The following is a 26,242-nucleotide window of genomic DNA, read 5'->3' as shown; positions in this document are numbered from 1 at the left end:
TTGGCGAGCCGTTTACGGCTTGCGTTCACTCTAGCTGGACGCTATCACAGCGCCATCGGAACACGGCTTTGTAAGCCAGTTCCGAGGGGAAGCCAAATAAAATTAGCCTTCCCATTTGAAAAGAGGCTGCGCGCGTGAGCGGGCAGCCTCTTTCGGGCGACAGTTGAAAACTGTCTTATTGCTTGGCGGCAGCCAGCTGGGCAGCAACTTCTTCAGCGAAGTTGTCGACCGGCTTCTCGATGCCTTCGCCTACCTTGAAGTAGGTGAAGGAAACGATTTCAGCACCGGCTTTCTTAGCCAGTTCGCCAACCTTGATTTCAGGGTTCTTGACGAACGCCTGCTCAACCAGGCTTGCTTCAGCCAGGAACTTGCTGATACGGCCCTTGACCATGTTCTCAACAATGTTTTCTGGCTTGCCTTTGATTTTTTCTTCGTTCAGCTGCAGGAACACAGCTTTTTCACGCTCTATCGCTTCGGCAGAAACTTCCGAAGGCAGCAGGAACTCAGGGTTGCTGGCCGCTACGTGCATAGCGATATCGTTCGCCAGCTCAATGTCGCCGCCTTTGAGGACAACTGCAACACCGATCTTGTTACCGTGCAGGTAACCACCCACCACGTCGCCTTCAACGCGAACCAGGCGACGGATATTGACGTTTTCGCCAACCTTGCCGACCAGCACCAGGCGCGCAGCTTCTTGAGCTTCGATCAGCGGAGCGACGTCAGTCAGTTTGTCGGCGAACGCTTTTTCAACGCTGGCGGCAACAAATGCCTTGAAGTCATCCTGCAGAGCCAGGAAGTCGGTCTGCGAGTTCACTTCCAGCAGAACGGCGGCTTTGCCGTCAGTTTTCAGAGCGATAGCGCCTTCAGCAGCCACGTTGCCTGCTTTCTTGGCAGCCTTGATGGCGCCGGAAGCACGCATGTCATCAATGGCTTTTTCGATGTCGCCGTCAGCCTTTTCCAGGGCCTTCTTGCAGTCCATCATGCCTTCGCCAGTACGCTCACGCAGTTCTTTAACCAACGCTGCAGTAATTGCTGCCATTTTCAAATTCCTCTTGGATAGGTTTTCAACCATTCCACCCGATCGAACGGGGGATCAATTCTTCCCGAATCTCCGTTGTAGGCCGCTGCACGTTACAGAGTAAGGATGCGCTGCCACAAATGGGCGCCAACAAACGGTTTTCGAGGTGGCAAAAAGGGGGCCAAGCCCCCTTTTTGCTTACTGAGTCAACGCCAGGGCGTCAATTACTCAGCTGCGGCTACCGGAGCTTCTTCGACGAACTGCTCGGTACCACCAGCAACGTGGTTGCGACCACGGATTACAGCGTCAGCCATCGAACCCATGTACAGCTGGATAGCGCGGATTGCGTCATCGTTGCCTGGGATGATGTAGTCAACGCCTTCCGGGCTGCTGTTGGTATCGACTACGCCGATAACAGGGATGCCCAGCTTGTTGGCTTCGGTGATCGCGATGCGCTCGTGATCAACGTCGATAACGAACAGCGCGTCAGGCAGACCGCCCATGTCCTTGATACCACCCAGGGAACGATCGAGCTTTTCCAGGTCGCGAGTGCGCATCAGCGCCTCTTTCTTGGTCAGCTTAGCGAAAGTACCGTCTTCGGCTTGCACTTCAAGGTCACGCAGACGCTTGATGGAAGCACGGATGGTTTTGAAGTTGGTCAGCATGCCGCCCAACCAGCGGTGATCGACGTACGGCGAACCGCAACGTGCTGCTTCTTCAGCAACGATCTTGCCAGCGGAACGCTTGGTGCCGACGAACAGGATCTTGTTTTTGCCCTGGGCCAGACGCTCTACGAAAGTCAGCGCTTCGTTGAACATTGGCAGGGTTTTTTCAAGGTTGATAATGTGAATCTTGTTACGCGCGCCGAAAATGTACTTACCCATTTTCGGGTTCCAGTAACGGGTCTGGTGACCGAAGTGCACACCGGCCTTCAGCATATCGCGCATGTTGACTTGGGACATGATAGTTCCTTAATAAGTCGGGTTTGGCCTCCACGTATCCCAATGACCAACCAGCGGCTTCAAGGCCTCCGGCACCCAGGTCATCGTGTCGACACGTGTGTGGATTTAAGCTCTACGGGGCATCCCCGGAAAGCGGCGCATTTTATACCACAGCCAGGGCAAAAACGGAACCCGCAATCACATTTGCCTTGAGCCGCCCCGCCCCAACCCTTTGAATAGCGTCGATTTAGCCCCACTCTATAGAGAGAAGCGATCGTCAGGGGCTCATGGTTTGCCGCCCGCGTCTGTTAGAATCGCGTTTTTTGTGGCCTGTGCGAATTGGCAACCTTGTGTCGCACGCCCGTGAACCGTATTGATTTCAGCGCCTGTCGCTAGAGAGAGCCTGTATGACCGTTAGTTTGAAAACCGCCGAAGACATCGCCGGCATGCGTATCGCCGGCAAACTGGCCGCCGACGTGCTGGAAATGATTGCCGAACACGTCAAGCCCGGCGTCACCACCGAAGAACTGAACCAGATCTGCCATGACTATATCGTCAATGTGCAAAAAGCCATCCCAGCCCCGCTGAACTACAAAGGCTTCCCCAAGTCGATCTGCACCTCGGTCAACCATGTGGTGTGCCACGGCATTCCGGGTGACAAGCCGTTGAAGGATGGCGACACCCTCAACATCGACGTTACCGTGATCAAGGACCGCTACTTCGGCGACACCAGCCGCATGTTCCACGTCGGCACCGTGCCGGTCTGGGCCGAGCGCCTGTCCCAGGTGACCCAGGAATGCATGTACAAGGCCATCGAGATCGTCAAGCCCGGCTGCCGCCTGGGCGATATTGGTGAAGTGATCCAGAAGCACGCCGAAAAGAACGGCTTCTCGGTGGTGCGCGAGTTCTGCGGCCACGGCATCGGTACCGTCTTCCACGAAGAACCGCAGATTCTGCACTACGGCCGCGCCGGCACCGGCATGGAACTCAAGGCCGGCATGACCTTTACCATCGAACCGATGATCAACCAGGGCAAGGCAGACACCAAGGTATTGGGCGACGGCTGGACCGCCATCACCAAGGACCGCAAGCTCTCGGCCCAGTGGGAACACACCCTGCTGGTCACCGAAACCGGCTACGAGATCTTCACCCTGCGCGCCGATGACACCATCCCGCGCACTTCGGGTGCAGCTTCGGCGTAAGGGTGGCCCAGGTTTTCCCCAACCGTGTTGTGACTGACTGATAGATAGAAAGGAAAGCCGATCGATGCCCCAGGTGGATCCCGAACTCTTCGACCGTGGCCAGTTCCAGGCCGAACTGGCACTGAAGGCAAGCCCCATCGCCGCGTTCAAGAAGGCGATCCGCCAGGCGCGCGAGGTGCTCGATGCGCGCTTTCGCAGTGGCCGCGACATCCGTCGGCTGATCGAGGACCGCGCCTGGTTCGTCGACAACATCCTGCAAAAGGCCTGGGAACAGTTCAGTTGGAGCGCCGAGGCGGATATCGCGCTGGTGGCGGTCGGCGGCTACGGGCGTGGCGAGTTGCACCCCTATTCCGATATCGACCTGCTGATCCTGCTGGACAGCGCCGACCATGAGATGTTTCGCGACTCCATCGAGCGGTTTCTGACGCTGCTGTGGGACATCGGCCTGGAAGTTGGCCAGAGCGTACGCTCGGTGGACGAGTGCGCAGAAGAGGCCCGCGCCGACCTGACGGTGGTCACCAACCTGATGGAAAGCCGCACCATCTGCGGCCCCGAGCGCCTGCGCCAGCGCATGCTCGAAGTCACCAGCACCGCCCACATGTGGCCGAGCAAGGACTTCTTCCTGGCCAAGCGCGCCGAGCAAAAGGCCCGCCACCACAAGTACAACGACACCGAATACAACCTGGAACCCAACGTCAAAGGCTCGCCGGGCGGGCTGCGCGATATCCAGACAATTTTGTGGGTCGCCCGCCGCCAGTATGGCACCTTGAACCTGCGTGCCCTGGCCGGCGAGGGTTTTCTGGTGGAGAGCGAAAACGCCCTGCTGGCCTCGTCCCAGGAATTCCTGTGGAAAGTGCGCTACGCCCTGCACATGCTTGCCGGGCGCTCCGAGGACCGCCTGCTGTTCGACCACCAGCGCTCCATCGCCACCCTGCTGGGGTTTGAAGGCGAAGATGCGAAGACCAGCATCGAAAGCTTCATGCAGCAGTATTACCGGGTGGTGATGAGCATTGCCCAGCTCAGCGACCTGATCATCCAGCACTTCGAAGAAGTGATCCTGGCCCCCGAAGACGAAGCGCCGCCGCAACCGATCAATGCGCGCTTCCAACTGCACGATGGCTATATCGAAGCGCGCAACGACAACGTGTTCCGCCGCACGCCATTCGCCATGCTGGAAATCTTCGTGCTGATGGCCCAGCAGCCAGAAATCAAAGGCGTGCGTGCCGACACCATCCGCCTTCTGCGGGAAAACCGTCACCTGATCGATGACGAGTTTCGTAACGACATCCGCAACACCAGCCTGTTTATCGAACTGTTCAAGTGCAAGATCGGCATCCACCGCAACCTGCGGCGGATGAACCGCTACGGCATCCTCGGGCGCTACCTGCCGGAGTTCGGCTTTATCGTCGGGCAGATGCAGCACGACCTGTTCCACATTTACACCGTGGACGCCCACACCCTGAATCTCATCAAACACCTGCGTAAGTTGCAGTACACCCAGGTGTCAGAGAAATTCCCGCTGGCCAGTAAGCTCATGGCCAAACTGCCCAAACCGGAGCTGATTTACCTGGCCGGCCTGTACCATGACATCGGCAAAGGCCGGCATGGCGACCACTCGGAGATCGGCGCGGTCGATGCCGAGGCGTTCTGCCAACGCCACCAGTTGCCGCTGTGGGACAGCCGCCTGATCGTCTGGCTGGTGCAAAACCACCTGGTGATGTCGACCACCGCCCAGCGCAAGGACCTGTCCGACCCGCAGGTCATCCACGACTTCGCGCAGATCGTCGGCGATGAAACCCGTCTCGACTACCTCTACGTGCTGACCGTCTCCGACATCAACGCCACCAACCCAACGCTATGGAACTCCTGGCGCGCCAGCCTGCTGCGCCAGTTGTACACCGAGACCAAGCGCGCGCTGCGCCGTGGCCTGGAAAACCCGGTGGATCGCGAAGAGCAGATCCGCCGCACCCAAAGCGCGGCCCTGGATATCCTGGTGCGCGGCGGCAACGACCCGGACGATGTCGAACAATTGTGGTCGCAACTGGGCGATGACTACTTCCTGCGTCATACCGCCGGCGATGTCGCCTGGCACACCGACGCCATCCTGCAACAGCCGGCCGATGGCGGCCCGCTGGTGCTGATCAAGGAAACCACCCAGCGCGAGTTCGAAGGCGGCACGCAGATCTTCATCTATGCGCCGGACCAACACGACTTCTTCGCCGTAACCGTGGCGGCCATGGACCAACTCAACCTGAACATTCATGACGCCCGAGTGATCACCTCCAGCAGCCAGTTCACCCTCGACACCTACATTGTGCTCGACACCGATGGCGACTCGATCGGCGACAATCCAGCGCGTGTGAAGAAGATCCGCGAGGGACTTACCGAAGCCCTGCGCAACCCGGACGATTACCCGACCATCATCCAGCGCCGGGTACCGCGCCAGCTCAAGCATTTTGCCTTTGCGCCCCAGGTGACTATCTCCAACGATGCCCAGCGCCCGGTGACGCTGCTGGAACTCAGCGCGCCGGATCGCCCGGGCCTGCTGGCGCGCATTGGCGGGATTTTCCTGGAGTTCGACCTGTCGCTGCAGAACGCCAAGATCGCGACCCTCGGCGAGCGCGTGGAAGACGTGTTCTTCATCACCGACGCCGATAACCAGCCGCTGTCCGACCCCGAGCTGTGCCGCCGGCTGCAGGATGCGATCGTGGAGCAATTGAGCGTGACCCAGGAACCCGGCGTCGAGCTGACGCGCCTGACCATTTGAACCGCGGCCTTACTCAGTCGAGTCTGCCGCGCCCGGTACACCGCATTACCACCGAATTGAATGAGATGCTCCCATGAACAACGCCCTGAACCAGTTGCAGCCCTACCCGTTCGAGAAACTGCGCGCCCTGCTGGGCAGCGTCACCCCGAACCCGGACAGACGCCCGATTGCACTGTCGATTGGCGAGCCCAAGCACACATCCCCAAGGTTTGTGGCCGAGGCGCTGAGCAATAACCTGGACCAGATGGCGGTGTACCCGACCACACTGGGCATCCCAGCCCTGCGCGAGGCCATTGGCGCCTGGTGTGAGCGCCGGTTCAACGTACCTGCCGGCTGGCTGGACCCGGCGCGCAATATCCTGCCGGTCAATGGCACGCGCGAGGCGCTGTTCGCCTTTACCCAGACCGTGGTCAATCGCAGTGACGACGCGCTGGTGGTGAGCCCGAACCCGTTCTACCAGATCTACGAAGGCGCCGCGTTCCTCGCCGGCGCCAAGCCGCACTACCTGGCGTGCCTGGACAGCAATGGCTTCAACCCGGACTTCGATGCCGTGTCGCCGGACATCTGGAAACGCTGCCAGATCCTGTTCCTGTGCTCCCCGGGCAACCCGACCGGCGCACTGATTCCGGTGGACACCCTGAAAAAGCTGATCGCCCTGGCCGACGAATACGATTTCGTGATCGCCGCTGATGAGTGTTACAGCGAACTGTACTTCGACGAGCAGACACCGCCGCCGGGCCTGCTGAGCGCCTGTGTCGACCTGGGTCGCCAGGACTTCAAACGTTGCGTGGTATTCCACAGTTTGTCCAAGCGCTCCAACCTGCCGGGCCTGCGCTCGGGCTTTGTGGCTGGCGACGCTGAGATTCTCAAGGCTTTCCTGCTGTATCGCACCTATCACGGCTGCGCGATGCCGGTACAAACCCAACTGGCCAGCATCGCCGCCTGGCAGGACGAAGCCCACGTACTGGCCAACCGTGACCTGTATCGTGAGAAGTTCGACGCGGTGCTGGCAATCCTCAAGCCGGTGCTGGATGTGCAAAGCCCGGACGGCGGCTTTTATTTGTGGCCAAACGTGAACGGAGACGATGCGGCGTTCTGCCGTGATTTGTTCGTGGAGGAACATGTGACGGTGGTGCCAGGTTCTTACCTGTCCCGCGAAGTAGATGGCTTCAACCCAGGCGCCGGGCGCGTGCGCCTGGCATTGGTTGCGCCCTTGGCCGAATGTGTCGAAGCGGCTGGGCGGATTCGCGATTTCATCCAGCGCCGCGCTTAAGGTTCAAGCCGCTCCCACACCGTGGGGGCGGCCGTTGAGCGGGACAGAACTACTTGAGGCGGCCCAAGTTCGCTTCACTCATATCCAGATCAGCCAGGACTTCGCGCAATACGTCATCGCCAATCTGATGTTGGCGGCTCAAACGATACAACTCCAGCCGTTGCGCGCGCAGCCCCTTGAGGCGCAGCTTGCGTTCCAGCTGGTCCATCTGCAGCGCCAGTGCCTGGGCTTCGGCGGAATCGTTGAATACCTCGAGCTGGTGGCGATATTCAGACATCAGTCGGGCCTTGAGCTCTGTGGCCAATGCCGCTTGAGCCGCATCCGGCACTGCACTTTCTTCAGGCTCTTCAGCTTCCAGCGCATGGATCGCCGCCACGGCGGTTTTTTTCCAGGCTTCGCGGACTTCTCTGTGACGCTTTTCATCGGGGCTCTTTTCGATGCCACGAAGCAGCAGCGGCAGCGCGATACAGGCGGCGACCAGCGACAACAGGATGACACCGGCCGCGATGAAGATCAGCAGGTCGCGCTCCGGAAAAGCCTGGCCCGGCGCCAGCAGCAATGGCACCGACATTACGCCCGCCAGTGTCACCGCACCGCGCACACCGCCCACCGTCAGCAACCAGCAGGACCGTGCCGTGGGCACCAGGGTCAGCTCGGGCTTCCCACGCACGCGCCGCAGCAGGCCTGACAGCCGCCAGATGCTTTGCACCCAGATAAAGCGCAGCACCACCAGCACCAGGAAGATTGCAATCACATCCAGGCAGCGATACATCAAGGTCGGCCACAACGTCGTTTCATGGCTCACCACCGCTTTGATGATGTCCGGCAATTGCAGGCCCAGCAGCAGAAAGATCAAGCCATTGAACGCAAACTCCAGCAGCGACCACACGCTGCGATTGAGCAGCCGTGTACTGGTTTGACGCGGCAGCAGGTCCAGCCAGCTCTGCATCATTCCCGCCGCCACCGCCGACAAAATGCCCGACGCGCCCAAGCGTTCGGCCAGGACGTAGGCCGCGAACGGCAGCAGCAACATGAACACCACGTGGGTGGCCGGGTCATCCCAACCTCGCGCGATCATCCAGGCGCGCAGGCGACCGACCAGCCAACTCAACGCCACACCGACCGCCAGCCCACCCACGGCGACCAGGACAAAGGTCAGGCTGGCATCGGCCAGGGAAAACACTCCGGTCAGGGCGGCCGCCAGGGCAAACTTGAAGGTCACCAGGCCCGACGCGTCATTCATCAAGGCCTCGCCCTGGAGCATGTGCATCAAGGGCGTGGGCAAGCGGTTCTGGGAAATGGCCGACACCGCAACGGCATCCGTCGGCGACAACACGGCCGCCAGGGCGAAAGCCACCGGCAACGGAATCGTCGGCACAATCCAGTGGATGAAATAACCCGCGCCGACCACCGTGAACAGCACCAGCCCGACGGCCAGTGTCAGGATCGGCCCGCGCAAGCGCCACAGTTCACGCTTGGGCATGCGCCAGCCATCGGAAAACAGCAGCGGTGGCAGGAATAGAAACAGGAACAGCTCCGGGTCCAATGCCACGTGCAGGCCCAACGTGGGCCACGCCAGCAGGGCCCCGGCGGCAATCTGCACCAGGGGCAGCGGAAGGGGAATGATGCGCCCGACCAAGCGCGAAACGCTGACCAGCATCAGCAGGATAAGAACGGTGTAGGCGGTTTGCATAACGCGGATTTCCCAGACAATCAACTTGCAACGACACACATCAGGCAACGATTGGCCGTTGAAGTGCCATATTACCCGGCTATGTTAAGCGCTGGCTTTTGCACAAAAGTCGCAGCCTGCTGACGAGCGGCGCCGAAACGCGCCGAGCGTGGCATAATCCGTGATCTTCCATTTTTCATTGGTCAAAAGGGGGCAATTCCTTGACTGCTTCAAGCAAAACCCTGCACCTTTTCGGCATCAAAGCCTGCGACACCATGAAAAAGGCGCGCACCTGGCTCGATGAGCACGCTGTGAGCTATGAGTTCCATGATTACAAAACGGCCGGTATCGACCGCGAACACTTGACCCAATGGTGCAACGAGCACGGTTGGCAGGTGGTTTTGAACCGTGCGGGCACCACCTTTCGCAAACTCGAAGACGAACGCAAAGCCGATCTCGACCAGTCGAAAGCCATTGAATTGATGCTCGCACAACCCTCGATGATCAAGCGCCCGGTGCTCGATCTCGGTGACAGAACCCTGATTGGCTTCAAGCCAGATAGTTATTCGGCGGCCCTCAAGTAGGCCAGCTTTCCATTTTTGTAGAGGTAACAGCATGTCCAATTCCCTGTTCAGCCTGGGCTTCGGCGTCGGCACTCAGAACCGCCAAGGTGCTTGGCTGGAAGTGTTTTACGCACAGCCCTTGCTCAACCCGTCGGCTGACATCGTCGCGGCCATCGCGCCGATCCTCGGTTACACCGAAGGCAACCAGGCGATTAGCTTCACCGTCACCCAGGCCCTGCAACTGGCCGACGCACTCAAAGGCGTTGACGCCGCCCAGGCCGCCCTGCTCAGCCGCCTGGCCGAAAGCCATACCCCGCTGGTTGCGACCTTGCTGGCCGAAGATGCCGCACTGACCTCCACGCCTGAGGCCTACCTCAAGCTGCACCTGCTGTCCCATCGCCTGGTCAAGCCTCACGGCCTTAATCTAGCCGGTGTGTTTCCGCAACTGCCGAACGTGGCCTGGACCAGCCAGGGCGCCATCGATATCGCCGAACTGGCCGAACGCCAGCTGGAAGCGCGCCTGCGTGGCGATCTGCTGGAAGTGTTCTCGGTGGACAAATTCCCGAAAATGACCGACTACGTGGTGCCGAGCGGTGTGCGTATCGCTGACGCCGCCCGCCTGCGCCTGGGCGCCTACGTGGGCGAAGGCACCACCGTCATGCACGAAGGTTTCATCAACTTCAATGCCGGTACCGAAGGCCCTGGCATGATCGAAGGCCGCGTCTCGGCTGGCGTGTTCGTCGGCAAGGGGTCCGACCTGGGCGGCGGCTGCTCGACCATGGGCACCCTGTCGGGTGGCGGCAACATCGTGATCAAGGTCGGCGAAGGCTGCCTGATCGGCGCCAACGCCGGTATTGGCATCCCATTGGGCGACCGCAACACCGTGGAGTCCGGCCTGTACGTTACCGCCGGCACCAAGGTTGCCTTGCTGGACGAGAAGAACCAACTGGTCAAAGTGGTCAAGGCGCGTGAACTGGCGGGCCAGCCGGACCTGCTGTTCCGTCGCAACTCCGAGACCGGTGCCGTGGAGTGCAAAACCCACAAATCGGCCATCGAACTGAACGAAGCGCTGCACGCTCACAACTAAGCAGCCACTCGATGCCGCCCAGCGCGCCGCACCTTCGGGGGCGGCTCGCTTATACGAGTCTTGAACATCATGCTTGTGCCCTCCCCCTGGCGTGCTGACTTTCCAGCCATCGCCACCCTGCAACGGCAAGACCAGACCTACCTGGACAACGCCGCGACCACGCAAAAACCCCAAGCCCTGCTGGATGCGATCAACCATTACTACGCCAATGGCGCAGCCAATGTGCACCGTGCCCAGCATCTGCCGGGTGCCCACGCGACCCAGGCGTTTGAAGACAGTCGCAGCAAGGTTGCGCAGTGGTTGAATGCGGGCGACAGCGGGCAGGTGGTGTTCACCCACGGCGCAACCTCTGCGCTGAACCTCCTGGCCTACGGCCTGGAGCACTTATTCAATGCGGGCGATGAGATTGCCATCAGCGCCCTGGAACACCACGCCAACCTGCTGCCGTGGCAGCAACTGGCCAAACGTCGCGCACTGACCCTGGTGGTATTGCCACTGGACGCTGACGGGGTGGTTGACCTTGAGGCCGCCGCCCGGCTGATCGGCCCGCGCACCCGCCTGCTGGCGGTGAGCCAGCTATCCAACGTACTCGGCGCCTGGCAGCCGCTCGACGCCTTGCTCGGGCTGGCCCGCACCCACGGCACACTGACGGTGATCGACGGCGCCCAAGGCATCGTCCACGGCCGCCACGATGTGCAGGCCTTGGGCTGCGACTTCTATGTATTTTCCAGCCACAAGCTGTACGGCCCGGACGGGGTCGGCGTGTTATACGGCCGCCACGACGCCTTGCATCATCTGCGCCACTGGCAGTTCGGCGGCGAGATGGTGCAGCAGGCCGATTACCACAGCGCCAGCTTCCGCCCTGCCCCGCTGGGTTTTGAAGCGGGAACGCCGCCGATTGCCAGCGTGATCGGCCTGGGCGCGACGCTCGACTACCTGACTTCGCTGGATCAACAGGCGGTGGTCAGGCACGAGGCGGCGTTGCACGACTATCTGCTGCGGGGATTGAAGGCGCGCAATGGCGTGCGCATATTGGGCACGCCTCAGGTGGCACTGGTCAGCTTTGTCGTCGAGGGCGTGCATAACGCCGACCTTGCTCACCTGCTGACCGAACAGGGAATTGCCGTGCGTGCCGGTCATCACTGTGCGATGCCGTTGCTCAAGGCGCTGCAGTTGTCGGGGGCGATTCGCGTGTCCCTGGCGCTGTACAACGACTCCGATGATCTGGAGCGCTTCTTTGAAGCGCTGGACCAGGCGCTGGATATGTTGCGATGAGCTTGCCGGCAGATGCGGTGGCTGCGCTGGAAGCCTTTCAGGCCGTAGGCGGCTGGGAACAACGCGCCCGGATGCTGATGCAATGGGGTGAACGTCTGCCCGTATTGGCGGATGAGGATAAGATCGATGCCAACCTCGTACAGGGCTGTGAAAGCCTGGTGTGGTTGGTGGGACGCTTAGAGGACGGTCACTGGCAATTTGCTGCCAGCAGCGACGCGCGGATGATTCGTGGACTGGTGGCGTTGTTGCTGGCACGGGTCAATGGGTTGTCGGCTGCGCAGTTGCAAGCGGTTGACCTGCCTGAGTGGTTCAATCAACTAGGATTGTCGCGCCAGCTCTCACCGTCACGCAGCAATGGCTTGAATGCTGTGCTGCAGCGCATGCGCTCCATGAGCCAAACCCAAAACTGACTGTGGGAGGGGGCTTGCCCCCGATGGCTGAGTGTCAGTCACTGAATGAGCTGATTGATCCACCGCAATCGGGGGCAAGCCCCCTCCCACATTTTGAGCAAGGCAGCGTACTGAGATTCAGGCGGGCTTGACCCGCTCCGACGGCCGGCGCACCCCGGCCACAATCTTGTCCACCGCCTTGGTCGCCGCCACCATGCCGAACGTAGCGGTCACCATCATCACCGCGCCAAACCCACCGGCACAATCGAGCTTCACGCCGTCGCCGACGAAACTCTTCTGCAAACAGATGCTGCCGTCCGGCTTGGGGTAGCGCAGTTGCTCGGTGGAAAACACACACGGCACGCTGTAATGACGGGTCACCGTGCGGGAGAAGCCATAGTCGCGGCGCAACGTGGAGCGCACTTTCGAGGCCAGCGGGTCATTGAAGGTGCGGTTCAGGTCACACACCTGGATCAGCGTCGGGTCGATCTGCCCGCCGGCGCCACCGGTGGTGATGATCTGGATCTTGCGGCGCTTGCACCAGGCGATCAGCGCCGCCTTGGCGTTGACCGCGTCAATGCAGTCGATCACGCAATCGATATTGGGGGTGATGTACTCGGCCATGGTGTCGCGGGTCACGAAGTCCGCCACCGCATGTACCGTGCACGCCGGGTTGATGCCACGCAGGCGTTCGGCCATCACTTCAACCTTGGGTTTGCCCACGGTGCTGTCCAGCGCATGTAACTGGCGGTTGCTGTTGCTGACGCAGACGTCATCCAGATCGAATAGCGAAATCTCGCCCACCCCGCAGCGGGCGATGGCTTCCGCCGCCCACGAGCCCACGCCGCCAACGCCGACGATCGCCACATGGGCCGCTTTCAAGCGTTCCAGGCCTTCAATGCCATACAAGCGGGCAACGCCTGCAAACCGTGGATCTTCTGTGCTCATGACCATTACCCCAAAAACCGGCGCGCATTATGAGCTACACAGCGGCAAGTTTTAAGCTACAAGTTACAAGTAAAGAACTTAGGTGAACATTCGCGGACTAACGTCCGGCTTTTCTCTGTCTGCTATACGCTCAGGGAACGGCCGGTGTAGGATGCGCGCCGTTCGGCGCAGGCCGACACCTCTTTTCGTTCCACACCCTTTGGAACCCGAAATCGCCATGTCATCGCGTAAATTTGGACTCAACCTGGTGGTGGTGCTGGCTATTGCCGCACTGTTCACCGGCTTCTGGGCGCTGATCAACCGCCCGGTCACTACCCCCAACTGGCCTGAACAGATTTCCGGCTTTTCTTACTCGCCGTTCCAGCAAGGCCAGTATCCGCAGAAAGAGCAGTACCCCAGCGACGAACAGATGCGTCGCGACCTCGAGATCATGAGCAAGCTGACGGACAACATCCGTACCTACTCGGTCGACGGCACCCTGGGCGATATCCCTAAGCTTGCGGAAGAGTTCGGCCTGCGGGTGACCCTGGGTATCTGGATCAGCCCGGATCTTGAACGCAATGAACGCGAAATCCAGCGCGCCATCGAGATCGCCAACAGCTCGCGCAGCGTGGTGCGCGTGGTGGTGGGTAACGAAGCGCTGTTCCGTGAAGAGATCACCCCCGAGGCGCTGATCGTGCTGCTGGACCGGGTGCGCGCCGCCGTGAAAGTGCCGGTGACCACCTCCGAGCAATGGCACATCTGGGAAAAGAACCCGCAACTGGCCAAGCACGTCGACCTGATCGCCGCGCACATCCTGCCGTTCTGGGAGTTCATTCCGATGGATAAGGCCGGCCAGTACGTACTCGACCGCGCCAGGGACCTGAAAAAAATGTTCCCGAAAAAGCCGTTGCTGCTGTCGGAAGTCGGCTGGCCAAGTAACGGACGCATGCGCGGCGGTAATGAATCGTCGCCAGCAGACCAGGCGATTTACCTGCGCACACTGGTCAACAAACTCAATCGCCAAGGCTTCAACTATTTTGTGATCGAAGCCTTCGACCAACCCTGGAAAGTCAGCGACGAAGGCTCGGCCGGTGCCTATTGGGGCGTGTACAACGCCGCGCGCCAGCAGAAATTCAACTTTGAAGGCCCGGTGGTCGCCATTCCGCAATGGCGTGTGCTGGCGATCGGCTCGGTGGTGCTCGCCCTGCTGTCGCTGACCCTGCTGATGATCGACGGCTCGGCCTTGCGCCAGCGCGGCCGTACTTTCCTGACGTTTATCGCGTTCCTGTGCGGGTCGGTGCTGGTGTGGATCGGCTACGACTACAGTCAGCAGTACAGCACCTGGTTCAGCCTGACCGTCGGTTTCTTGCTGGCCCTGGGTGCCATGGGCGTATTCATCGTGCTGCTGACCGAAGCCCACGAGCTGGCGGAGGCGGTGTGGACTCACAAGCGCCGGCGTGAATTCCTGCCGGTCGAAGGGGAATCGGACTACCGCCCGAAGGTGTCGATCCATGTGCCGTGCTACAACGAGCCGCCGGAGATGGTCAAACAGACCCTCGACGCCCTGGCCGCACTCGATTACCCGGACTTCGAAGTGCTGATCATCGACAACAACACCAAGGACCCGGCGGTATGGGAACCGGTGCGCGACTACTGCGAAACCCTGGGCCCGCGCTTCAAGTTCTTCCACGTCGCGCCATTGGCCGGTTTCAAGGGCGGCGCGCTGAACTACCTGATTCCGCACACCGCCAAGGACGCCGAAGTGATCGCGGTGATCGACTCGGATTACTGCGTGTCGCCCAACTGGCTCAAGCACATGGTGCCGCACTTCGCCGACCCGAAAATCGCCGTGGTGCAGTCGCCGCAGGATTACCGCGACCAGAACGAAAGCACCTTCAAGAAGCTCTGCTATGCCGAATACAAAGGCTTCTTCCATATCGGCATGGTCACCCGTAACGACCGTGACGCGATCATCCAGCACGGCACCATGACCATGACCCGTCGCTCGGTACTCGAAGAACTGGGCTGGGCCGATTGGTGCATCTGTGAAGATGCCGAACTGGGCCTGCGCGTGTTCGAAAAAGGCCTGTCGGCGGCGTATTACCACGACAGCTACGGCAAAGGCTTGATGCCCGATACCTTTATCGACTTCAAGAAACAGCGTTTCCGCTGGGCCTACGGCGCGATTCAGATCATCAAGCGCCACACCGCCAGCCTGCTGCGCGGCAAGGACACCGAACTGACCCGTGGCCAGCGCTATCACTTCCTCGCAGGCTGGCTGCCATGGGTGGCGGACGGCATGAACATCTTCTTCACCGTCGGCGCGCTGTTGTGGTCGGCGGCGATGATCATCGTGCCGACCCGCGTCGATCCGCCGTTGCTGATCTTCGCCATCCCGCCGTTGGCGCTGTTCGTGTTCAAGGTGGGCAAGATCATCTTCCTCTACCGCCGTGCGGTCGGGGTGAACCTCAAGGACGCATTCTGCGCGGCGCTGGCCGGCCTGGCGTTGTCGCACACCATCGCCAAGGCGGTGCTGTACGGCTTCTTCACCACCAGCATTCCGTTCTTTCGTACACCGAAAAACGCCGATAACCACGGCTTCTGGGTGGCGATTTCCGAAGCCCGCGAAGAAATGTTCATCATGCTGCTGTTGTGGGGCGCGGCGCTGGGGATCTACCTGGTGCAGGGCCTGCCGAGCAATGACATGCGCTTCTGGGTGGTGATGCTGCTGGTGCAATCGCTGCCGTATGTGGCCGCGTTGATCATGGCGTTCCTGTCTTCGCTGCCCAAACCTGCGGCGAAGGCTGAGCCCGCACCCGCTGCGTAAAAACTTGCGCAATCCACTAAACGGCGGCCTCTGGTCGCCGTTTTGCTATAAGATAACGGCCGTTTTGTTGGATCAGGCAAGCACCGATTGCCTTATGTGGGAGGGGGCTTGCCCCCGATAGCAGCGTGTCAGTCAGCTAATTGGTTGCTGATAAACCGCCATCGGGGGCAAGCCCCCTCCCACATTGAATCTGCGCCGTTTCAGCACATTCGTCCTGCGCCCATTACACGCTTTCCGGAGTTTTCCCATGACGGCCCATGCCGACCTTTCGCCGACCCTTCAACTCGCCATCGACCTGATCCGTCGCCCGTCGGTCACACCGATCGATGCCGACTGCCAGAAGCTGATGATGCAGCGCCTGGGCGACGCCGGTTTTGCGCTCGAGCCGATGCGCATCTTCGAGGTGGATAACTTCTGGGCCACCCATGGCAAACACGACGGCCCGGTGCTGTGCTTTGCCGGCCACACTGACGTGGTGCCGACCGGCCCGGTGCAGGCCTGGCAGAACGATCCGTTCGACGCGCTGATCGACGAACACGGCATGCTGTGCGGCCGTGGCGCGGCGGACATGAAAGGCAGCCTGGCGGCGATGCTGGTGGCGTCGGAGCGTTTTGTCGCCGACTACCCGGACCACAAAGGCTCGGTGGCCTTCCTGATCACCAGCGATGAAGAAGGCCCGGCGCACCATGGCACCAAGGCCGTGATCGAACGCCTGGCCGCGCGCAAGGAGCGCCTGGACTGGTGCATCGTCGGCGAGCCGTCGAGTACCACGCTGGTGGGTGACGTGGTCAAGAATGGCCGTCGTGGCTCCCTCGGCGCCACCCTGACCGTGCGCGGCGTGCAAGGCCACGTGGCGTATCCGCACCTGGCGAAGAACCCGATCCACCTGGCCGCACCGGCATTGGCCGAACTCGCTGCCGAGCATTGGGATGATGGCAACAGCTTCTTCCCGCCGACCAGCTTCCAGATCTCCAACCTCAATTCCGGTACCGGCGCCACCAACGTGATTCCCGGCGACCTGACGGCGGTGTTCAACTTCCGTTTCTCCACCGAATCCACCGTGGAAGCGTTGCAACAGCGGGTGGCAGCGATCCTGGATAAACACGGCCTGGACTGGCATGTGGACTGGGCACTGTCAGGCCTGCCATTCCTTACCGAGCCGGGCGCGTTGCTCGACGCGGTATCGGCCAGCATCAAGGCGATCACCGGTCGTGAGACCCAGGCGTCCACCAGCGGCGGCACCTCGGATGGCCGCTTCATCGCGACCCTGGGCACGCAAGTGGTCGAGCTGGGCCCGGTGAATGCGACGATCCATCAGGTCAACGAGCGCATCCTCGCCAGCGACCTCGATGTGTTGACCGAAATCTACTACCAGACCCTGATCAAGTTGCTCGCCTGATGCTCGCTTGCCCCCTTTGCAGCGCCCCGCTCAACCCGGTGGACAACGGCGTGGCGTGCCCGGCCGGGCACCGTTTCGACCGTGCACGCCAGGGTTACCTGAACCTGCTGCCGGTGCAGCACAAGAACAGCCGCGACCCGGGCGATAACCTGGCGATGGTCGAGGCGCGCCGCGACTTTCTCAATGCCGGGCACTACGCCCCTGTGGCCCGGCGCCTGGCCGAGCTGGCCGCTGAACGCGCGCCGCAGCGCTGGGTGGACATCGGCTGCGGCGAGGGTTACTACACCGCGCAGATCGCCGACGCCCTGCCCCACGCCGACGGTTACGCCCTGGATATTTCCAGGGAAGCGGTCAAGCGGGCATGCAAGCGCAACCCGGCGCTGACCTGGTTGATCGCCAGCATGGCCCGCATCCCCTTGGCCGACGCCAGTTGCCAGTTTCTCGCCAGCGTGTTCAGCCCGCTGGACTGGCAGGAAGCCAAGCGCTTGCTCAGCCCAGGTGGCGGCTTGATGAAGGTCGGTCCCACTCGCGGCCATCTGATGGAGTTGCGTGAGCGCTTGTACGACGAGGTGCGCGAGTACACCGACGACAAACACCTGGCGCTGGTGCCGGATGGCATGAGCCTGGCCCACAGCGAAACCCTTGAGTTCACCCTGAGCCTGGCCGAGCCCACCGACCGCGCCAACCTGCTGGCCATGACCCCGCACGGCTGGCGCGCCAGTGCCGAGCGGCGCAGCGAGGTGATCGAGGCCGCCGAGCCGCTGCAGGTCACCGTGTCGATGCGCTACGATTATTTCGTGCTTCAATAACCGACTTTTCAGCACCCGCGAATGGATTTTCGAATCCCGCGACGAGGAACATCCATGCGCCAACCCGATATTGAGATTTACCTGAAGGACGCCGACGTCGACCACAAGGCCATCGCCGCCTGGCTGGGCGCCGCCCTGGGCCCGTGCACCGACTGGGTCCAGAAGGGCCAGACCTACAAGTGCAAGGCCGGCAACGTGCCGGTGACCTGGCTGCCAAAAGCGGTCGGCAAGTGGAACAGCCTGTTCCTGGAAAGCGACCAGACCCCGTGGGACGACGACATCGCCTGCGCCCGCGCCGCATTTTCCGCATTGAACGTTGAAGTGCGTTGCGCACCGGGGACCTGGGTCGAGGAAGAAGGCGAGGACAGCGCCGACACCTGGATTCGCATCAGCGCAGACGGTGAAGAACAGATCACCTGGAAAACCGCCTGATTCCGAGCTGAGAACCCAATCAAATGTGGGAGGGGGCTTGCCCCCGATTACTGAGTGTCAGTCACCAGATACATTGGCTGACCCACCGCTATCGGGGGCAAGCCCCCTCCCACAGGGGGCCAGCGGTGGTCTTACAGACCCACTACATCCTCCGCCTGCAAGCCTTTCTCTCCAGTCACCACGGCATACTCCACCTGCTGGCCTTCGGCCAACGAACGGTGACCATCCCCGCGAATGGCGCGGTAGTGCACGAACACGTCCTTGCCATCCTCACGCTGGATAAAGCCATAGCCCTTGGCATCGTTGAACCACTTCACATTGCCGGTTTCGCGCGTTGTCATCTGTTCACTCCCACTGGTTTTTATTATTGAGTCGCTGACGTTGAACTGCCGAGTATAAGACAGGTTCAAAAACCATCAACCCAACTTTACATCGCCGCTTTTTTGCCGATTTTCGGCGAATACGGCACACTACCTGCCCGAGCATCTGCTCGGTTTATTCTCACTTGAAGCAGCTCGCCTATGACCCGCTCCCCGTTCCGTCGCCTGGTGTTTGGCACCCTGCGTCGACTGCTGTACCTCTGGGTTCGCTCGGAGACGATCAACCAGTCGTCCCTAACCCTGAACCTGGACCGCAGCCGGCCGGTGTTCTACGTCCTGCAATCGCCGTCCCTGACCGAATTGGCCGTGGTCGATGCCGAGTGCACCAAGGCCGGCCTGCCGCGCCCGGTGCTGCCGGTATCGGTAGGTCCGTTGATGGAGCCTGCGGCGTTCTTTTACCTGACGCCGGACCCGGATTGGCTCGGCCGTCAGGACAAGCGCGGCGCACCGCCAACCCTGACGCGCCTGGTCAACACCCTCACCGAACATGCCGAAGAGAATGCACAAATCATTCCGGTCAGCGTGTTCTGGGGCCAATCCCCCGAAAGCGAGTCCAGCCCGTGGAAACTGTTGTTCGCCGACAGCTGGGCGGTCACCGGGCGCTTGCGCCGGTTGTTGAGCATCCTGATCCTGGGTCGCAAGACCCGCGTGCAATTCTCCGCGCCCATCAACCTGCGTGAATTGATCGAGCACAATAAAGGGCACGAACGCACCGTGCGGATGGCCCAGCGCATCCTGCGTGTGCACTTTCGTAACCTGAAGACCGCCGTGATCGGCCCCGACCTGTCTCACCGCCGCAACCTGGTGAAGGGCCTGGTGAACATGCCGCTGGTGCGCCAGGCCATTGCCGATGAAGCCGAGCGCGAAAAGATCTCGCCAGAGAAAGCCAAGGCCCTGGCCCTGCGCTATGGCAACGAGATCGCCTCGGACTACACCTACACCGCGATCCGCTTCCTGGAAGTGGTGCTGAGCTGGTTCTGGAACAAGATCTACGACGGCATCAAGGTCAATAACATCGAAGGCGTGCAACAGGTTGCCCAAGGCTACGAAGTGATCTACGTGCCGTGTCACCGCAGCCATATCGACTACCTGTTGCTGTCCTACCTGCTGTTCAAGAACGGCCTGACCCCGCCGCACATTGCCGCCGGCATCAACCTGAACATGCCCGTGATCGGCAGCCTGCTGCGCCGTGGCGGTGCGTTTTTCATGCGCCGCACCTTCAAGGGCAACCCGCTGTACACCTCGGTGTTCAACGAATACCTGCACACCCTGTTTACCAAAGGTTTCCCGGTCGAGTACTTCGTCGAAGGCGGACGCTCGCGCACCGGTCGCATGCTGCAGCCGAAAACCGGGATGCTGGCGATCACCCTGCGCAGTTTCCTGCGCTCTTCGCGCATGCCTATCGTTTTCGTGCCGGTGTACATCGGCTATGAACGTGTGCTGGAAGGCCGTACCTACCTCGGCGAACTGCGCGGTGCGAGCAAGAAGAAAGAGTCGATCTTCGATATTTTCAAAGTGGTGGGCGCGCTCAAGCAGCGCTTCGGCCAAGTGGCGGTCAACTTCGGCGAGCCGATCAAGCTGGCGGAATTCCTCGACAACGAACAACCGGATTGGCGCGTTCAGGAACTGGGCCCGAACTACAAGCCGGCGTGGCTGAATGAAACCACCAACCGCCTCGGCGAGCAGGTGGCGCGCCACCTGAATGAAGCCGCAGCGGTGAACCCGGTGAACCTGGTGGCGTTGGCGCTGCTGTCGACCACCCGCCTGGCCCTGGATGAACAAGCCATGGCCCGCCAGTTGGACCTGTACCTGGCGCTGCTGCGCCGCGTGCCCTATTCACCGCATACCACCCTGCCGGAAGGCGATGGTCTCGCCCTGATCAAGCACGTCAAGGACATGAACCTGCTGTCGGAACAGAGCGATGCCCTGGGCAAAATTGTCTACCTGGATGAGCAAAACGCCGTCCTGATGACCTATTACCGCAACAACGTGCTGCACATCTTCGCCCTGCCGGCGCTGCTGGCGAGCTTCTTCCAGAGCAGTTCGCGCATGAGCCGCGAGCAGATCCTGCGCTACACCCAGGCGCTGTATCCCTACCTGCAATCGGAGCTGTTTATCCGCTGGTCACTGGAGGAGCTGGATGCGGTGGTCGACCAATGGCTGGACGCATTCGTCGAACAGGGCCTGCTGCGCTTCGAAAACAATGTGTACCTGCGCCCGGCCCCGAGCTCGCGGCATTTTGTGCTACTGACGCTGCTGTCAAAAAGCATCGCCCAAACCCTGCAGCGCTTCTACATGGCCATTTCGCTGCTGCTCAACAGCGGGCAGAACAGCATCAGCGCCGAAGAGCTCGAAGACCTGTGCACGATCATGGCCCAGCGGCTGTCGATCCTGCATGGCCTCAATGCCCCGGAATTCTTCGACAAGAGCCTATTCCGACATTTCATCCAGACCTTGTTGGAGCAAGATGTGCTGCGCCGCGATGAAGCCGGCAAGCTGAGCTACCACGACTTGCTCGGCGAGCTGGCTGAAGGCGCGGCCAAACGTGTTTTGCCGGCGGACATTCGCCTGTCGATTCGCCAAGTGGCGTTGCATCGCGTCGATGGCGCGGCCGAGCAACCGGTGGAACCTGCGCAAACCCGCTAGATTGAACAAGGCGTCGGGCAGTTTCCGGCGCCGTTGAAAAGGAGCAGCACTATGAAAAAGATCATCCTCCTGGGCCTCACCGCCTTGCTCGGAGCCTGCCAATCCATGCCCCCTGCACCCAAAGCCAGCCTCGACGGCGAGGTGTTCTACCTGCAACGCATCGCCCTGCCGCCTACCGCCACCTTGAGCGTCAGCCTGCATGACGTGTCGCTGATGGACGCCCCGGCCGTGGTGCTCGCCGAACAGAAAGGCCCGATCAAAGGCCAGGTGCCGCTGCCGTTTCACCTGAGCTATGACCCGGCGCAGGTCAAGCCTGGCCACAGCTACTCGGTCAGTGCTCGCATCGAAGTGGACGGCAAGCTACTGTTCATCACCACTGAACGGCACGCCGTGCAACTCAACGGCCAGGATCAACAGCCGCTGCGCTTGCGCGTCGACGCGGTAGCCCACTGAATTCAACCACAAGGAAGCGCCCATGCTCCGTAACCCTCTTCGCCTCACTACCCTGTTCGCCGGCCTTCTGCTGGGCGCCAACGCCATGGCGCTGGACCTTGGCAGCCTGTCCCAGGGCGACGCCAGCGGCGGTCTCAAGGACGCCCTGACCCAGGGCGCACAGATCGCCGTGAAACAACTAGGCACCCCCGGCGGTTTCAGCAATAACCCTGAAGTGAAGATCGGCCTGCCGGGCAAGCTGGGCAAGGTCGCTGACAAGCTGAAGATGTTCGGCATGGGCGATCAGGTCACCCAGCTGGAAACCAGCATGAACAAGGCAGCGGAAACCGCCGTTACCCAGGCCCAGCCGATTCTGGTCAATGCCGTGAAAAACATGAGCGTGACCGATGCCAAAGGCATCCTCAGCGGCGGCCAGGACTCCGCTACCCAGTACCTGAACAAGAGCAGTCGCGAACAGATCCGCGCCAAGTTCCTGCCCATCGTCAAGGCCGCCACCGATAAGGTCGGCGTGGCCCAGCAGTACAACGCGCTGGCCGGCAAGGCGGCTGCGTTTGGCGCAGTGGACGCCAAAAGCGCCAATGTTGAAAACTACGTGACCGAACAAGCGCTGGACGGCTTGTTCAAGATGATCGCGCAGCAGGAAGAAACGATTCGCAAGAATCCGGCAGCTGCCGCCACCAGCCTTGCCAAGAAAGTGTTTGGCGCGCTGTAAACACCTGTGTGCACCCGGGCAGGCGGGGAAGGACACCTGCCCGGGTGCGCTTACTCCACCGTCAAAACATCTTGCCGGCCAGCCCGCCAAAGATCACCGCGCCCAGCGGCATCACACTGACGCCGAACTTGATCGACCCGCCGTCGCTAGGGCAGGCGGGCTTGGGTTTGCACTTGTCATTACAGTCATCTGCAGGTGGCTTGGGTTTGGAGCAGTTTGCGCCGCCGAAACTGCTGTTCACAGAAACGCTCAGCGATTTACCGATGAATAACCCCATTGGACACTCCTTGAATCATCAGATTTGAGATCCGGCCCGGCGGCGTGAAGTCCGACGAACCGGATACCTGTCATCAGGTAGTCCATGAGTGGCGAAACCTTAAGAAACGTTCCTCGTTAAGACCATTATCATGGCCGCTTGACCCTGAACCACGCGGCATAAAGCGCCGGCAGAAACAGCAGCGTCAACGCCGTCGCCACAATCAACCCGCCCATGATCGCCACCGCCATCGGCCCGAAGAACACACTGCGCGACAGTGGAATCATCGCCAATACCGCAGCGAGTGCCGTGAGCACGATTGGCCGAAAGCGCCGCACCGTGGCTTCGATGATCGCCTGCCAGGGTGCCAGCCCCGCCTTGATGTCCTGTTCGATCTGATCGACCAATATCACCGAGTTGCGCATGATCATCCCCGACAGTGCGATAGTGCCGAGCATCGCCACGAAACCGAAGGGTTGACGAAACACCAGCAGGAACAGGGTCACGCCGATCAAGCCCAAGGGTGCCGTCAGAAACACCATCGCGGTGCGTGAGAAGCTGCGCAGCTGCAGCATGAGCAAGGTCAGCACTACCACGATGAACAACGGCACGCCGGCCTTCACCGAGTTCTGTCCGCGTGCGGAGTCTTCCACGGTGCCCCCGACCTCCAGCAAGTAGCCGTCAGGCAACTCGGCACGCACCCCTTCGAGGGTCGGCAGAATCTGCTGGACCAGGGTCGCCGGCTGTTCCTTGCCATAGATATCGGCGCGCACGGTCACCGTCGGCAGGCGATTACGGTGCCAGATGATGCCTTCTTCAAAGCCATACTCAAGGGTCGCGATCTGCGACAGGGCCACACTTTTACCGTTGTCGGTCGGTACGGCCAGGCTCGGCAGTCGCGACAATTCGGTGCGCTCATGGACGGTGCCGCGCAGGAGAATCTCGATCAACTCGTTATCCTCGCGATACTGGCTGACCGTGGAGCCGGTCAGGGAGCTTTGCAGGAACTTCGACAGGTTGGCCGTGCTTACGCCCAGCGCGCGGGCGCGGTCCTGGTCAATATTCAGATAGACGATTTTGCTCGGTTCTTCCCAGTCCAGATGCACATTGACCACGTGGGTATTCTCGCGAACCCGGGTCGCGACTTTGAGCGCCAGGGCGCGGACTTCTTCAATGTGCTCACCGGTCACGCGAAACTGCACCGGGTAGCCTACGGGCGGGCCATTTTCCAGGCGAGTCACGCGCGAGCGCAGGTCGGGAAACTGTTCGTTAAGGGTTTCGATCAGCCAGGTGCGCAGGCTTTTGCGTTCTTCGATGGTGTGTGCCAGCACCACAAACTGCGCAAAGCTGGCAGCCGGCAGTTGCTGGTCGAGCGGCAGGTAGAAACGCGGCGATCCGGTGCCCACGTAGGCCACGTAGTTGTCGATGCCGGCGTGTTCCTTGAGCAAGGTTTCGAGGCGTTTGACCTGCTCGGCCGTATTGCTCAGGGAGGCGCCTTCGGCCAGTTTCAGGTCGACCATCAGTTCCAGGCGACCGGAGGCCGGGAAGAACTGTTGCGGCACGAAACGAAACAGCCCCACGGAGCCGATAAACAGCAGCAGCGTCAGGATGATCACCGTCTTGCGCCGTCGCACGCACCACTCCACTAAGCGTCTTACACGCTGATAGAAGGGCGTGCCGTAGGGATCAGGCCCGTCAGAACCGTGTTTGGCTGCATGAATCTTCGCCAGGTCCGGCAGGAGCTTTTCTCCCAGATACGGTACAAACACCACCGCAGCGACCCATGAAGCCAGCAACGCGATGGTCACCACCTGGAAGATCGAGCGGGTGTACTCACCGGTACTCGACTGCGCCGTAGCAATCGGCAGAAAGCCCGCGGCGGTGATCAACGTACCGGTCAGCATAGGGAATGCGGTGCTGGTCCAGGCGAAGCTCGCGGCCTTGAGCCGGTCGTAGCCCTGCTCCATTTTGATCGCCATCATCTCCACCGCGATGATCGCGTCATCCACCAGCAAGCCCAGGGCCAAGACCAGCGCGCCCAGGGAAATTTTATGCAAGCCGATGCCGAGGTAGTACATGGTGGCGAAGGTCATCGCCAGCACCAGCGGAATCGCCAGGGCCACCACCATGCCGGTGCGCACGCCCAGGGAAAAGAAGCTCACCAGCAACACAATGGCCAACGCTTCAGCCAGCACCTGGACGAATTCGCCGACACTGGTTTTCACCGCTGCCGGTTGGTCCGAGACCTTGCGCAATTCCATGCCTGCCGGAAGGTTTTTCTGCAACCGTGCGAACTCGTTTTCCAGCGCCTTGCCCAGTACCAGAATGTCGCCGCCATCACGCATGGCCACGGCCAGTCCGATCGCGTCAGCGCCCATGAAACGCATGCGCGGTGCCGGTGGGTCGTTGAAACCACGCTGGATATCAGCCACGTCGCCGATACGGAAGGTGCGGTCGCCCACCCGGATAGGAAAGTTGCGGATTTCTTCCACGGTCTTGAAATTACCGGACACCCGCAACTGCACCCGTTCGGTCGGCGTTTCAAAGAAACCGGCGGTCGAGACCGCGTTCTGCTCCTGCAAGGCCTGCTGCACAGCGGCCAATGGCAGGCCGAGGGTGGCGAGCTTGAGGTTGGACAGTTCGATCCAGATTTTTTCGTCCTGCAGGCCAAGCAGCTCGACCTTGCCCACATCCGGCACCCGTTGCAGCTGGATCTGGATACGGTCGGCGTAGTCCTTGAGCACGGCGTAGTCGAAACCGTCACCGGTCAAGGCGTAGATATTGCCGAACGTGGTGCCGAACTCATCGTTGAAAAACGGCCCCTGGATATCCGGCGGCAAGGTTTGACGGATATCGCTGACCTTCTTGCGCACCTGGTACCACAGCTCGGGAATCTGCGCCGAGTGCATGGCGTCGCGGGCGATAAAGGTGACTTGGGACTCACCGGGGCGCGAGAACGAGACGATGCGCTCGTACTCGCCCGTCTCCATCAGTTTTTTCTCGATGCGCTCGGTGACCTGGCGTGAGACTTCCTGGGCCGTGGCGCCCGGCCAGTTGGTCTTGATCACCATGGCCTTGAAGGTAAAGGGCGGGTCCTCGCTTTGCCCCAGCTTGGTGTAGGACAAGGTGCCAACCACTGCCAGCAGAATCATCAGGAACAGTACGATCTGGCGATTACGCAACGCCCACTCGGAAAGATTGAAACCCATCG

The 26,242-nt window shown here is 61.0% G+C and carries 21 protein-coding genes; 14 read left to right on the top strand and 7 right to left on the bottom strand.

Annotated elements, in window-relative coordinates:
- Nucleotides 1-175: 175 nt before the first annotated feature.
- Both tsf and rpsB read right to left on the bottom strand, forming a co-directional pair.
- Entirely contained in the window at nt 176-1,039 is an 864-nt protein-coding gene (gene tsf, locus C4J94_RS06670; protein WP_124385447.1) for a translation elongation factor Ts, read from the bottom strand.
- 203 nt (nt 1,040-1,242) lie between these two features.
- On the bottom strand, nt 1,243-1,980 hold the full coding sequence (rpsB, locus tag C4J94_RS06665; protein ID WP_003219330.1) for a 30S ribosomal protein S2: 738 nt from the start codon (nt 1,978-1,980) through the stop codon (nt 1,243-1,245).
- A gap of 386 nt (nt 1,981-2,366) precedes the next feature.
- On the opposite strand from rpsB, the gene map reads away from it, so the two are divergent.
- The 3 genes from map (at nt 2,367) to dapC (ending at nt 7,201) form a co-directional block, all read left to right on the top strand.
- Nucleotides 2,367-3,161 (top strand): type I methionyl aminopeptidase, encoded by a 795-nt coding sequence (map, locus tag C4J94_RS06660; RefSeq protein ID WP_124385446.1) that lies wholly within the window; start codon nt 2,367-2,369, stop codon nt 3,159-3,161.
- A 64-nt stretch (nt 3,162-3,225) separates the two neighbouring features.
- Nucleotides 3,226-5,928 carry a [protein-PII] uridylyltransferase gene (locus tag C4J94_RS06655; RefSeq protein WP_124385445.1) on the top strand — a complete coding sequence of 901 codons (2,703 nt, stop codon included), beginning with the start codon at nt 3,226-3,228 and terminating at the stop codon, nt 5,926-5,928.
- Nucleotides 5,929-6,001: 73 nt separating this feature from the next.
- A complete protein-coding gene (gene dapC, locus C4J94_RS06650; protein WP_124385444.1) occupies nt 6,002-7,201 on the top strand; it encodes a succinyldiaminopimelate transaminase in 1,200 nt (399 codons plus the stop codon).
- A 49-nt stretch (nt 7,202-7,250) separates the two neighbouring features.
- Here dapC and C4J94_RS06645 read toward each other — a convergent pair whose 3' ends face one another.
- Nucleotides 7,251-8,894: a Na+/H+ antiporter gene (locus tag C4J94_RS06645; protein ID WP_124385443.1), complete on the bottom strand. Its 1,644-nt coding sequence runs from the start codon at nt 8,892-8,894 to the stop codon at nt 7,251-7,253.
- Between the two features lie 200 nt (nt 8,895-9,094).
- Here C4J94_RS06645 and C4J94_RS06640 point away from each other — a divergent pair, with 200 nt between their 5' ends.
- The 4 genes from C4J94_RS06640 (at nt 9,095) to C4J94_RS06625 (ending at nt 12,208) form a co-directional block, all read left to right on the top strand.
- Complete coding sequence (locus tag C4J94_RS06640) at nt 9,095-9,457, top strand: ArsC family reductase (protein WP_053137275.1); 363 nt, start codon at nt 9,095-9,097, stop codon at nt 9,455-9,457.
- Between the two features lie 31 nt (nt 9,458-9,488).
- The gene (gene dapD, locus C4J94_RS06635; RefSeq protein ID WP_124385442.1) at nt 9,489-10,523 is read left to right on the top strand and encodes a 2,3,4,5-tetrahydropyridine-2,6-dicarboxylate N-succinyltransferase; all 1,035 of its coding nucleotides are present in this window, start codon (nt 9,489-9,491) and stop codon (nt 10,521-10,523) included.
- A 69-nt stretch (nt 10,524-10,592) separates the two neighbouring features.
- Nucleotides 10,593-11,798 carry an aminotransferase class V-fold PLP-dependent enzyme gene (locus C4J94_RS06630; protein WP_124385441.1) on the top strand — a complete coding sequence of 402 codons (1,206 nt, stop codon included), beginning with the start codon at nt 10,593-10,595 and terminating at the stop codon, nt 11,796-11,798.
- Complete coding sequence (locus C4J94_RS06625; RefSeq protein WP_124385440.1) at nt 11,795-12,208, top strand: SufE family protein; 414 nt, start codon at nt 11,795-11,797, stop codon at nt 12,206-12,208. The genes C4J94_RS06630 and C4J94_RS06625 overlap by 4 nt, the downstream gene beginning before the upstream one ends.
- Nucleotides 12,209-12,325: 117 nt before the next feature.
- Here C4J94_RS06625 and tcdA read toward each other — a convergent pair whose 3' ends face one another.
- On the bottom strand, nt 12,326-13,135 hold the full coding sequence (gene tcdA, locus C4J94_RS06620) for a tRNA cyclic N6-threonylcarbamoyladenosine(37) synthase TcdA (RefSeq protein ID WP_124385439.1): 810 nt from the start codon (nt 13,133-13,135) through the stop codon (nt 12,326-12,328).
- A 217-nt stretch (nt 13,136-13,352) separates the two neighbouring features.
- On the opposite strand from tcdA, the gene C4J94_RS06615 reads away from it, so the two are divergent.
- From C4J94_RS06615 to C4J94_RS06600, 4 genes are all read left to right on the top strand, one after another.
- Nucleotides 13,353-15,944 (top strand): glycosyltransferase, encoded by a 2,592-nt coding sequence (locus tag C4J94_RS06615; protein WP_124385438.1) that lies wholly within the window; start codon nt 13,353-13,355, stop codon nt 15,942-15,944.
- A 247-nt stretch (nt 15,945-16,191) separates the two neighbouring features.
- Nucleotides 16,192-17,343, top strand: a complete 1,152-nt coding sequence (gene dapE, locus C4J94_RS06610) for a succinyl-diaminopimelate desuccinylase (protein WP_124385437.1) — start codon at nt 16,192-16,194, stop codon at nt 17,341-17,343.
- The gene (locus C4J94_RS06605; RefSeq protein ID WP_124385436.1) at nt 17,343-18,152 is read left to right on the top strand and encodes a putative RNA methyltransferase; all 810 of its coding nucleotides are present in this window, start codon (nt 17,343-17,345) and stop codon (nt 18,150-18,152) included. Before dapE ends, C4J94_RS06605 begins: the two co-directional genes overlap by 1 nt.
- 54 nt (nt 18,153-18,206) lie before the next feature.
- Complete coding sequence (locus tag C4J94_RS06600) at nt 18,207-18,584, top strand: hypothetical protein (RefSeq protein ID WP_124385435.1); 378 nt, start codon at nt 18,207-18,209, stop codon at nt 18,582-18,584.
- 131 nt (nt 18,585-18,715) lie between these two features.
- Here the strand turns inward: C4J94_RS06600 and C4J94_RS06595 are convergent, their stop codons facing one another.
- On the bottom strand, nt 18,716-18,925 hold the full coding sequence (locus C4J94_RS06595) for a cold-shock protein (RefSeq protein ID WP_065886074.1): 210 nt from the start codon (nt 18,923-18,925) through the stop codon (nt 18,716-18,718).
- 180 nt (nt 18,926-19,105) lie between these two features.
- Between C4J94_RS06595 and plsB the strand changes: the two genes are divergently transcribed.
- The 3 genes from plsB to C4J94_RS06580 are packed head-to-tail and all read left to right on the top strand — an operon-like array spanning nt 19,106 to nt 22,775.
- A complete protein-coding gene (gene plsB / locus C4J94_RS06590; protein WP_124385434.1) occupies nt 19,106-21,610 on the top strand; it encodes a glycerol-3-phosphate 1-O-acyltransferase PlsB in 2,505 nt (834 codons plus the stop codon).
- Nucleotides 21,611-21,661: 51 nt separating this feature from the next.
- Nucleotides 21,662-22,063 carry a YbaY family lipoprotein gene (locus C4J94_RS06585; RefSeq protein ID WP_124385433.1) on the top strand — a complete coding sequence of 134 codons (402 nt, stop codon included), beginning with the start codon at nt 21,662-21,664 and terminating at the stop codon, nt 22,061-22,063.
- A gap of 22 nt (nt 22,064-22,085) precedes the next feature.
- Complete coding sequence (locus C4J94_RS06580) at nt 22,086-22,775, top strand: DUF4197 domain-containing protein (protein WP_124385432.1); 690 nt, start codon at nt 22,086-22,088, stop codon at nt 22,773-22,775.
- Between the two features lie 61 nt (nt 22,776-22,836).
- Here C4J94_RS06580 and C4J94_RS06575 read toward each other — a convergent pair whose 3' ends face one another.
- On the bottom strand, nt 22,837-23,052 hold the full coding sequence (locus tag C4J94_RS06575) for a hypothetical protein (RefSeq protein ID WP_124385431.1): 216 nt from the start codon (nt 23,050-23,052) through the stop codon (nt 22,837-22,839).
- Between the two features lie 128 nt (nt 23,053-23,180).
- Complete coding sequence (locus C4J94_RS06570; RefSeq protein ID WP_124385430.1) at nt 23,181-26,240, bottom strand: efflux RND transporter permease subunit; 3,060 nt, start codon at nt 26,238-26,240, stop codon at nt 23,181-23,183.
- Nucleotides 26,241-26,242: the final 2 nt, after the last annotated feature.

The sequence above is a fragment of the Pseudomonas sp. R5-89-07 genome (genome assembly GCF_003851685.1).
Taxonomy (GTDB): Bacteria; Pseudomonadota; Gammaproteobacteria; order Pseudomonadales; family Pseudomonadaceae; genus Aquipseudomonas.
The sequence above is the reverse complement of the archived record's forward strand: the minus strand, read 5'-3'. Positions and strand labels throughout refer to the sequence as shown.

What these genes read in the sequence shown, in the direction of transcription:
- tsf (WP_124385447.1), bottom strand. Translation starts at nt 1,039, where the DNA reads ATGGCAGCAATTACTGCAGCGTTGGTTAAAGAACTGCGTGAGCGTACT.
- rpsB (WP_003219330.1), bottom strand. Translation starts at nt 1,980, where the DNA reads ATGTCCCAAGTCAACATGCGCGATATGCTGAAGGCCGGTGTGCACTTC.
- map (WP_124385446.1), top strand. Translation starts at nt 2,367, where the DNA reads ATGACCGTTAGTTTGAAAACCGCCGAAGACATCGCCGGCATGCGTATC.
- C4J94_RS06655 (WP_124385445.1), top strand. Translation starts at nt 3,226, where the DNA reads ATGCCCCAGGTGGATCCCGAACTCTTCGACCGTGGCCAGTTCCAGGCC.
- dapC (WP_124385444.1), top strand. Translation starts at nt 6,002, where the DNA reads ATGAACAACGCCCTGAACCAGTTGCAGCCCTACCCGTTCGAGAAACTG.
- C4J94_RS06645 (WP_124385443.1), bottom strand. Translation starts at nt 8,894, where the DNA reads ATGCAAACCGCCTACACCGTTCTTATCCTGCTGATGCTGGTCAGCGTT.
- dapD (WP_124385442.1), top strand. Translation starts at nt 9,489, where the DNA reads ATGTCCAATTCCCTGTTCAGCCTGGGCTTCGGCGTCGGCACTCAGAAC.
- C4J94_RS06630 (WP_124385441.1), top strand. Translation starts at nt 10,593, where the DNA reads ATGCTTGTGCCCTCCCCCTGGCGTGCTGACTTTCCAGCCATCGCCACC.
- C4J94_RS06625 (WP_124385440.1), top strand. Translation starts at nt 11,795, where the DNA reads ATGAGCTTGCCGGCAGATGCGGTGGCTGCGCTGGAAGCCTTTCAGGCC.
- tcdA (WP_124385439.1), bottom strand. Translation starts at nt 13,135, where the DNA reads ATGAGCACAGAAGATCCACGGTTTGCAGGCGTTGCCCGCTTGTATGGC.
- C4J94_RS06615 (WP_124385438.1), top strand. Translation starts at nt 13,353, where the DNA reads ATGTCATCGCGTAAATTTGGACTCAACCTGGTGGTGGTGCTGGCTATT.
- dapE (WP_124385437.1), top strand. Translation starts at nt 16,192, where the DNA reads ATGACGGCCCATGCCGACCTTTCGCCGACCCTTCAACTCGCCATCGAC.
- C4J94_RS06605 (WP_124385436.1), top strand. Translation starts at nt 17,343, where the DNA reads ATGCTCGCTTGCCCCCTTTGCAGCGCCCCGCTCAACCCGGTGGACAAC.
- C4J94_RS06600 (WP_124385435.1), top strand. Translation starts at nt 18,207, where the DNA reads ATGCGCCAACCCGATATTGAGATTTACCTGAAGGACGCCGACGTCGAC.
- C4J94_RS06595 (WP_065886074.1), bottom strand. Translation starts at nt 18,925, where the DNA reads ATGACAACGCGCGAAACCGGCAATGTGAAGTGGTTCAACGATGCCAAG.
- plsB (WP_124385434.1), top strand. Translation starts at nt 19,106, where the DNA reads ATGACCCGCTCCCCGTTCCGTCGCCTGGTGTTTGGCACCCTGCGTCGA.
- C4J94_RS06585 (WP_124385433.1), top strand. Translation starts at nt 21,662, where the DNA reads ATGAAAAAGATCATCCTCCTGGGCCTCACCGCCTTGCTCGGAGCCTGC.
- C4J94_RS06580 (WP_124385432.1), top strand. Translation starts at nt 22,086, where the DNA reads ATGCTCCGTAACCCTCTTCGCCTCACTACCCTGTTCGCCGGCCTTCTG.
- C4J94_RS06575 (WP_124385431.1), bottom strand. Translation starts at nt 23,052, where the DNA reads ATGGGGTTATTCATCGGTAAATCGCTGAGCGTTTCTGTGAACAGCAGT.
- C4J94_RS06570 (WP_124385430.1), bottom strand. Translation starts at nt 26,240, where the DNA reads ATGGGTTTCAATCTTTCCGAGTGGGCGTTGCGTAATCGCCAGATCGTA.